The 7,768-nt window shown below is 63.5% G+C and carries 6 protein-coding genes; all 6 read left to right on the top strand.

Features of this window, described 5'->3' with window-relative positions; translation table 11 throughout:
• Positions 1 to 213: 213 nt before the first annotated feature.
• Positions 214 to 1,203, top strand: a complete 990-nt coding sequence (locus WCB02_RS04745; RefSeq protein WP_423956682.1) for a sugar-binding protein — start codon at positions 214 to 216, stop codon at positions 1,201 to 1,203.
• 133 nt (positions 1,204 to 1,336) lie between these two features.
• The gene (locus WCB02_RS04740; protein ID WP_423956681.1) at positions 1,337 to 2,158 is read left to right on the top strand and encodes an ATP-binding cassette domain-containing protein; all 822 of its coding nucleotides are present in this window, start codon (positions 1,337 to 1,339) and stop codon (positions 2,156 to 2,158) included.
• Positions 2,159 to 2,328: 170 nt separating this feature from the next.
• The gene (locus WCB02_RS04735; protein WP_423956680.1) at positions 2,329 to 3,321 is read left to right on the top strand and encodes an ABC transporter permease; all 993 of its coding nucleotides are present in this window, start codon (positions 2,329 to 2,331) and stop codon (positions 3,319 to 3,321) included.
• Between the two features lie 514 nt (positions 3,322 to 3,835).
• A complete protein-coding gene (locus WCB02_RS04730; protein WP_423956683.1) occupies positions 3,836 to 5,185 on the top strand; it encodes a carbohydrate porin in 1,350 nt (449 codons plus the stop codon).
• Positions 5,186 to 5,389: 204 nt separating this feature from the next.
• A complete protein-coding gene (locus WCB02_RS04725) occupies positions 5,390 to 6,736 on the top strand; it encodes an alpha/beta hydrolase family protein (RefSeq protein WP_423956679.1) in 1,347 nt (448 codons plus the stop codon).
• A gap of 306 nt (positions 6,737 to 7,042) precedes the next feature.
• A partial coding sequence (locus tag WCB02_RS04720) for a substrate-binding domain-containing protein (RefSeq protein ID WP_423956678.1) occupies positions 7,043 to 7,768 on the top strand: 726 nt, incomplete at its 3' end.

Genomic DNA, 7,768 nt, shown 5'->3' with positions numbered 1-7,768 from the left:
GGGCGCATCGCCGCGCGGCGCGGCGCTGCCGGCGAGAACCGGCGATCAGGCATGACGGATCAAGCCATGACAGCTCGAGACAGCTTGAGACACGACGGCGCGAGACATGACGACTCGAGGCGTGACGGCTCGAACAGGCGAACCACGACCATGCGTTCGACATCGGTCGGGACAATCCAGGGTAGAACATAAAATAAAAGGGGAGGAAATTCGATGCAGAAGATGATCAATCTCACGGCGCTCGCGTGCACACTGGCACTGATGACGGCCGGGCCGGCCCGGGCCGAGGACAAGACGCTCGCCATCGTGGTGAAGGGGCTCGATAATCCGTTCTTCGACCTGATCCGCCAGGGCTGCGAAAAGGCGCAGGCCGAGCTCAAGGCCGGCTACAAGTGCTACTACACCGGGCCGGCGTCGACATCGGACGAAGCCGGCGAGGTGCAGATCATCGAGGACCTCCTGACCAAGGGCGTCGCCGCGATCGCGATTTCGCCCTCCAACGCCCCGGCGGTCGCCAACCTGCTGCGGCAGCGCAAGCCATCGATCCCGATCATGACCATCGATGCGGACCTGCTGCCGCAGGATCAGTCGCTGCGCCGGACCTATATCGGCACCGACAATTATCTTTTGGGCGTCAAGCTCGGCGAGCATCTCAAGGCGCTGAAGCCGAAAGGCGGCAGCGTGTGCCTGGTGCTCGGCAATGTCGCGGCCGCCAACATCAACCAGCGCGCCGCCGGAACCCGCGACACGCTCGCCGGCAAGAAGGGGGTGGAGAAACTCACCGGAGAGAACGGCTGGCAGGAGATTTCCGGCTGTCCGCTGTTCACCAACGACGATGCCGCCAAGGGCAATCAGATGATGGCGGACGTGCTGACCGCCAACAAGGACCTCGATGCCTTCGTGCTGGAAGGCGGCTGGCCGCAATTCGCGCCGCAGGCCTACGCCCAGCTCACCGACCAGTACATTGACCGGATCAAGAGCAAGCAGCTGGTGCTGGTCGTCGCCGACACCTTGCCGCCGCAGATCGAGGCGCTGAAGCAGGGACGCAGCGACGTCCAGGTCGGCCAGCGGCCCTTCGAGATGGGATACCGGGCTCCGTTCGTGATGCAGGACATGGTGGAGGGCAAGACGGTGCAGCCGATCTACTACACCGGTCTCGACGAATGCACGCCCGAGAACGCGAACACCTGCCTGAAGAAGTAACCTGGTGAGTAACCTCACTCGCACAGCATCCGCGAAGCCTGCATCGGGCGTGGCCGGGTCGGACCAAGGTCCGATCCGGCCGCGCGACGCATCGTGCGACGGGTTGTCTCGATCCGTGCATGACGGGACGCAAATGGACATCACGCCGAAGCAGGATCTGGAGCAGGATTTGGCGCGCGCGCAGGACGATGTGTCTTCGGCCGCCATCGGCCGGGCGCCGGTGATCGAGATCACCGGCATCTCCAAGCATTTCGGTTCGATCCAGGCGCTGACCGACGTCTCGGTGAGCCTGGCGCATGGCGAGGTCGTCGGCCTGATGGGCGACAACGGCGCCGGAAAGTCGACGCTGATGCGGATCATGGCCGGCAATTTCCGGCCGAGCCACGGCACCATCGCGATCGAAGGCCGGCCCGTCAGCTTCCACAATCCGATCGACGCACGGCGGGCCGGGATCGAGATCGTCTATCAGGATCTCGCCTTGTGCGACAATCTCACCGCCGCTGCCAACGTGTTCCTCGGGCGCGAGCTGCGCAAAGGCTTCGGCCCGTTCCACGTCCTCGACTATGCCGCGATGTACCGCCGCGCCGGCGCGCTGTTCAAGGAGTTGAAATCGGAGACGCGGCCGCGCGATCTCGTGCACCGCATGTCCGGCGGCCAGCGCCAGGCCGTCGCCATTGCGCGCACGCGGTTGAGCGACGCCAGGATCGTGCTGATGGACGAGCCCACGGCCGCCATCAGCGTGCGGCAGGTCGCCGAGGTGCTCAACCTGATCCGCCGCCTGCGCGAGCAGGGGCTTGCGGTCGTGCTGGTCAGCCATCGCATGCCGGACGTGTTCGCGGTGGCCGACCGCGTCGTCGTGATGCGCCGCGGCCGCAAGGTCGCCGACAAGGCGATCGCGGCGACGTCGCCGGAGGAAGTGACGGGATTGATCACCGGCGCGATCGAGCGGGCATGAGGCGCGGGTGCAAAGAGACGAGCGGGACGAGATGCGTGAGACGAGATGATTGAGACGAGATGAGTAGTTCGGTTTCTCCCCTCCCCACCGCTGCGCGGGGGGGAGGGGAGACGGCAGGCAATGCGTGAGAAGCGGCATATGAGACGCGAGTTTGCAGGAAGAGACATCCCATGACCACCCTGCTTGACGAGAGCATCGACCAGCGCGGGCACGGCCCGCTGGCCTGGCTGTTGTCGCGCCAGACCTTCTGGGTGTTCGTCGCGGCCCTGGTCGCGGTGATCGCGCTCTCGCTCGCCACCGACACCTTCGCCACGCAGAACAACCTGTTCAACGTCACCCGCAACTTCGCGTTCGTCGGCATCATCGCGCTCGGCATGACCGCGGTCATCATCACCGGCGGCATCGACCTGTCGGTCGGGTCCATCGTCTGCCTGGCCGGCATCGTGCTCGGGGTGGTGATGAACGCGGGCCATTCGATCTGGGCAGGCGTCGGCGCCGCGCTTCTCACCTCGCTTGCGATCGGCGCCCTCAACGGCGTCCTGATCGCCTATGTGCGCATGCCGCCCTTCGTGGTCACGCTCGGCATGCTGGCGATTGCCCGCAGTCTCGCCATGGTCGCCTCGAACAACCGCATGGTGTACGATTTCGGGCCTGATCAGGCCAAGCTGCTGGCGCTCGGCGGCGGCACGACATTCGGACTCGCCAACCCGGTCATTGCGCTCGCCGTGCTGGCGCTGATCGCCGGCTATCTGTTTCGTTGGACACAATGGGGCCGCCATGTCTTTGCGATCGGCGGCAACGAGCAGGCGGCCGTGCGCGCCGGCGTTCACGTCAACCGCATCAAGGTCGGCGTCTACATGGTTTCGGCGCTGACCGCCGGCATCTCGGCGGTGCTCGAGGTGGGCTGGCTCGGCGCCGTCACCACCAATCTCGGCCAGAGCATGGAGCTCGCGGTCATCGCGGCCGCGGTGATCGGCGGCGCCAATCTGAGCGGCGGTTCCGGAACGGCGTTCGGCGCGGTGATTGGTGCTGCGCTGATCGAGGTGATCCGCAACAGCCTGTTGCTGCTGGGCGTCGACGCATTCTGGCAGGGCACGTTCGTCGGCAGCTTCATCGTGCTCGCTGTCATGTTCGACAAGCTGAAAGGCTCGCTCAGCGACTAGAATTTTTTCCTACGGCCCGACGGTCGGGCACCAGCTTTCGTTCACGGAATGCGCTCCATAAGGGACAACCAGTATGTCGTTTCTCAAACTCTGATCAAACAAAGCAGCAGGATGGCTAGAACTGTGGCGCAACCGATCAATTCCATGCGCGGCGTGTGATTCACCGTGCACCGCCGCTGATTAGCTGAGATCGAGGCGACCTTCGTAGTTCCGCCGGCCGATGGCGCTCGTGCGTCGTCGCGGAGGCGTCGCGCATGACCGTGGTGATTAGCAGCAGCAAATGTGTGTCCCCTTCGACACAGCTACTACGAGATCAGATTCAACATGTCATATTCGATTTGCGGCTGTCTCAAGGCCCGTTAAAGTGATTATCCAACCTCCAGTTGATGAGCGGCCGATTCTTGGGGGGCTGCAATCGCGGTGTAGTGGGAGAGTGCACGTTCCAGGCTCGAGGGCTTTTGGCGGGGACGTGAGACAACAGCAGACAAAGCCTGGGACGGTGGGAGGCCAAAAAATGTTGCATAGGTCTGTAAGGACCGCACGCATGTGGGGCGTGGGGGTTGTTTTATCATCTGTGTTGAGCGGCGGGGGAGCGTACGCGGCCGATCTGATAACGAAAGCTCCACCTGTTCCTTATGTTAACGATGATTTCTGGACCAGGCCGTATCTGCTGGGCGATCTCGGGCGGACCAAGCTGAAGCAGATGGGCATCGATCTGTCCCTGGAGCTGGGTGACGAAGCCGTCGCCAACCTGTCGGGCGGAAACAATCGCCAGGCGACGCAGGCTGGACAGCTGACGTTCCAGGCCAAGTTCGATATGGCGAAGCTTGCCGGCATCCATGGCGGCATGATCGGCGTCACGCTGGTCCAACGCTTCGGCTACAACCTGAATTCCGACGCCGGCATTCCGGCCTTGATGCTGACCAACGAAGTCTACGGCCGCGGCAACATTCTGCGCCTGACGGAACTCTACTATGACCAGAAGCTTCTCGACGATCGCCTTGAACTGAAGGGCGGCCGTCTACCGGTCGGCTCCGACTTCTTCTTTGGCAATTGCGAGTTCATCAACCTGACCTTCTGCGGCGGCCAGCCCGGCAACATCCAGGGTGGCTACATCTTCAACTTCCCGGTCAGCCAGTGGGCCGGTGTCGCGCACTTCAACATCACCAAGGAAGTGCAGATTTCGGCCGGCGTCTACGACGCCAACCCGAATTATCTGACGACGTCGGATTACGGCGTCTACCTGGCGCCGGGCATCCCCGGCTCAAACCCCGGCTCGGGCGTGCTGGTGCCGGTGGAGTTGACCTGGAGGCCGCAGGGTCACCTGTATGGGACCTGGCGATTGGGCGGCTGGTATGACAACGCGTCGACGATTGACGGTGGTCTGCCGGGCATCATCACGACCGTCCCGGGCGTCGGTGGCGTCCCGGACCAGAATCTGGGCGATCAAAGAGGCCGCTACGGCATCTATGAGTCGATCCTGCAGCGCTTGACCGATGAAGGCGGCCCCGCGAAGGGTTGGTATATCGACCTCAACACGTCCGTCGCCGATCACCGGACCGCGTTCGAGGACTACCAGGTCTCCTTGATGTTCAAGCACACCGGAACCTTCTCCTTCCGTCCGCTGGACGAAGTCGCCTTCGGCGTGGGCACGACCCACGTCAATTCGGCCGCCCTCAGCCCGAATGCAGGCGGTAACGAAGTTCCGCTCGAAGTCTGGTACGGCTGGCAGGCGACCGGCTGGTTGAACCTCAAGTTCGACGCCCAGTATGTGATCAATCCCGGCGGGCGCGGGTTTAATGCCGCCGGCTTGAAGACCGACGATGCCTGGGTTCTCGGCCTGCGCACCACGGTGAAGTTCTGATGCGGCGGTAAGCTGCCCGATCAGGACAGGCCATCGATGGGTATCGTCTCGAGGCTGGGCAAATTGTTTGCCCAGCCTTTTCTGCCGCCAACGATGCGCGACGCGGAAGATTCCAAGCAAATTTCGCTTGCTTTCGCGATCGATTGTCCGAAGGATCGTGCCCAAGCGCAATCAACCACCAACAACAAACTTCGGGAGGGCGCGATGGAACGACGCGATGTGCTGCGCTTGACGGCGGGTGGGTTGGTTGGCCTCGCCGCGGTCGATGGGGCGAAACCGGCGATCGCTGCTGCCGGGCAGGAAAAGCCCGGGCAAGAAAACTCTCTGCAAGAAAAGTCTCTGCAAGAACAATCCGCGCAAGAAAAATCCGAGGCAGACAAGCCCGATCTCTCCCTGATGATGTTCCCGGGCAACTACACCTGGTCGGCCGCGATCCGCATGGTGATCGCCAGCGAGCTGTGGGGCGGCGCCGATCTGGGCGAGATCTACAAGGTGGTGGCCGCGCTCAAGCCGGATGTCGGAAACAACGCCGCGTGGTTCGAGCAATGGAGCGCGATGGCGCGCAAGGTGACGGCGCTCGGCGATGCGGCACAGGCCAAGGGGCACGCGCAGACCGCTGCCGGCGCCTATCTGCGCGCCGCGGTTTACTATCAGGTCGGCGAGCGGTTGCTGCAACCGCGCACCGAGCAGAGCCAGAAGGCCTTTGCGACCGCTGTCGAGCTGTTCAAGAAAGGGATGGGCCAGGTCGCAGCGCTCTCGATCGAGGCGGTTGAAGTTCCGTTCGAGGGCGGCAAGAGCCTTCCGGCGTACTTCGTCAGGAGCCGCGATGCCGGCAACGCCCCGCTTCCCACCGTGGTGTTTTTCGACGGGCTCGATATCACCAAGGAGCTGCAATATTTTCACGGCGTGCCGGAGCTGGCCAGGCGCGGGCTTGCGATCCTGATCGTCGATATCCCCGGCACCGGCGAGTCGATCCGCTTCCGCGGCATGCCGGCGCGCTACGACACCAACGTCGTCGGCACCGCGGTCGTCGACTATCTCGAGACCCGCGCCGATGTCGACAAGGAGCGGATCGGGATCATGGGGATCAGCCTCGGCGGCTACTATGCCCCGCGCGCCGCGGCGTTCGAACCGCGCTTCAAGGCCTGCGTGTCCTGGGGCGCGATCTGGGATTATTACGCGATCTGGAAGCGCCGTGTCGACAGGGCCTTCCAGGGGTCGCTCTCAGTGCCCGGCGAGCACATCATGTGGGTGCTCGGGGTTTCGAGCCTCGACGAGGCGCTCGAGAAGCTCAGGGATTGGCGGCTGGCCGGTGTCGCCGAAAGGGTCAAATGTCCCTATCTGGTCACGCATGGCGAGCGCGACGCGCAAGTCCCGCTGGAAGATGCGAAGGCGCTGTTCAACGCCATCGGCGGCGCCGACAAGACGATGAAAGTGTTCACGGTCGAGGAGGGCGGTTTCGAACATTGCCAGGGCGACAACATCACGCTCGGCATCACCACGATCGCCGACTGGTTTTCGGACAAGCTCGACGCGCGCCGGCGCGCGTGAGCCGGCGCTGCCGGCCCGTTGCGCTGCTTGCGGCTCATTGCTTCGCCGTGCTTGCGTCGCGGAATCCAGTCGCTCGCAGGCACCTGGTGAGACAGAGTCGTATCAACGCGTGACAAGACGGCGTGCGTATCAAAAAGAAAGAAAATCCGTTCTTGACAGAGGTCAACGACGTGCTGGCAAGATGTCGCTTCGATGCCGATCACCAAGCGGTTGGCCGGAACGCTGACATGGAATACAACTCAGCGTTGTCAATAAAAATCTCCTGATCCGCCGGCGGGGTGAGGGGAATCTGAGGAGGAAACGGCAATGACGGAGTTCGGATGCTCGCCTCGGCGCAAGGCAGCAGGTGTCAAGGCAGCAGGTGTCAAGGCAGCAGGTCTCAGGGCAGCAGGCGTGCTGGCCTGCGTGTCCATCGCATGCGCGGGCAGTGCGCTCGCGCAGAACGCTCCTCCGGCTCTGTCCGTGGGCGCGCTGTCCAGCGACTTCTCGGCCCTGGCGACGCTCAAGCCGCTGGTGGCGCAGGGCAAGGGCAAGGTCGGCGTGCTGCTGCCGGAAACCACCACATCGGCGCGCTACACCTCGTTCGACGCCCCATATCTGACCAAGGCGTTCGAGACCGCCGGCCTGCCGGCCGACCAGTTCATCATCACCAACGCGCAGGGCAGTGAATCGACCGAGCTGACGCAGGCGCAGTCCGATATCTCCCAGGGAGCGACCGTTCTGGTGATGGATCCGATCTCCTCGGGTGTCGGCGCCGCCATCGAGACCTACGCGAAATCCCACGGCGTTCCCGTGATCGACTACGACCGTCTCACGCTCGGCGGCAGCCGCGCCTACTATGTCAGCTTCAACAACGTCGAAGTCGGCAAGCTGATCGGGCAGGGCATGGTCGAATGCATCAAGACCTGGAACGTACAGCATCCGCAGATCCTGGTGATGCGCGGCGCGCCGACGGACAACAATGCGACGCTGTTTGCGGAGGGTTACGACGGCGTGCTGCAGCCGTTGTTCGGCTCGGGCCAATACGTCAAG

This window comes from Bradyrhizobium sp. (genome assembly GCF_049581145.1).
GTDB lineage: Bacteria > Pseudomonadota > Alphaproteobacteria > Rhizobiales > Xanthobacteraceae > Bradyrhizobium.
This window is presented reverse-complemented; position numbering and strand designations above follow the sequence as displayed.